This window comes from Cupriavidus phytohabitans (assembly GCF_000426345.1).
GTDB lineage: Bacteria > Pseudomonadota > Gammaproteobacteria > Burkholderiales > Burkholderiaceae > Cupriavidus.
This window is the reverse complement of sequence record NZ_AUFE01000257.1, coordinates 1-1,064: the sequence shown is the minus strand read 5'-3', so window position 1 is coordinate 1,064 and position 1,064 is coordinate 1. Positions and strand designations below refer to the sequence as shown.

1 protein-coding gene is annotated in these 1,064 nt (G+C 62.7%); it reads left to right on the top strand.

Annotation, left to right across the window (positions count from 1 at the left end; translation table 11 throughout):
- Positions 1-141: 141 nt before the first annotated feature.
- On the top strand, positions 142-1,064 hold a 923-nt coding region (locus K309_RS39005; RefSeq protein ID WP_304413095.1), incomplete at its 3' end, for a DNA polymerase ligase N-terminal domain-containing protein.

Sequence of the window (1,064 nt, the reverse complement as noted above, 5' to 3'; positions counted from 1 at the left end):
CCATCAACTTAGCTTCCACCTGATGCGCAGCCTTGGCATTTGCCCATGTTGCGCGTCCGGCTGATCGATCACATTTGTGACACAGTAAGACTAACCGTGTTGTGCCTGTGTGGAGCAGGAAAGTTGGGACGATTCATTCGTATGGCAACGACTTCCGCGAGGCCGAGGACCACGCGCCGCGAGACCGCGTCACCGTCGGCGCTCGAGCGCTATGAACAGAAGCGCGACTTCAGCATCACCCCTGAACCGGCCGTAGGGCGACAGCGTCGCAAGAAGCAAGCGCCCTTAAGCTTCGTCATCCAGAAGCACTGGGCTCGACGCCTGCACTACGATTTCCGGCTGGAACTCGATGGCGTGCTGCTCAGCTGGGCGGTGCCGAAGGGCCCGAGCTACGATCCCGCCGAAAAGCGTATTGCCGTCCATGTCGAGGACCACCCGCTGGACTATGCCAGCTTCGAGGGCGACATCCCGCCCAAGCAATACGGCGCCGGATCGGTGATTGTGTGGGATCGCGGCACCTGGGTGCCGATTGGGGACCCCCGCGAAGGCATGGCCGCGGGCAAACTTCTTTTCGATCTCCATGGCGAAAAGCTCGCCGGCCGCTGGGAGCTGGTGCGCATTGCCAAGCCGGGCGACAAATCCGAGCAGTGGATCCTGTTCAAGAAGCGTGACGCATGGGCACGCCCGCTGTCGGAATTCGATGTGCTGGCGGCGCTGCCGGACAGCGTCATCGCCAAGCCGTTGGGCGCGCTGAACGCGGAAGATGGGGCCAAGAATTCTGTCGCGGTCCTCGACGAGGATCCCGCCGCCGCCGTCAAGCGCGCGCCGCGCGCCGTACTGCCGGCCAAGCTCGCACCGCAGCTGGCCACGCTGTCGCCAACGTTACCCAGCGGCTCCGGCTGGATCATCGAAACCAAGTTCGACGGCTACCGCATCCTGGCCAGGATCGCCGACGCACGGGTGACACTCTTTAGTCCGGCCTGCAGAATGTTGAAGGGTAAGGCGCAGCAAGGCGTCGGAAGAATTGTGCTGCGTGCAGAACTCCCAGATCGAATAGGAATCTG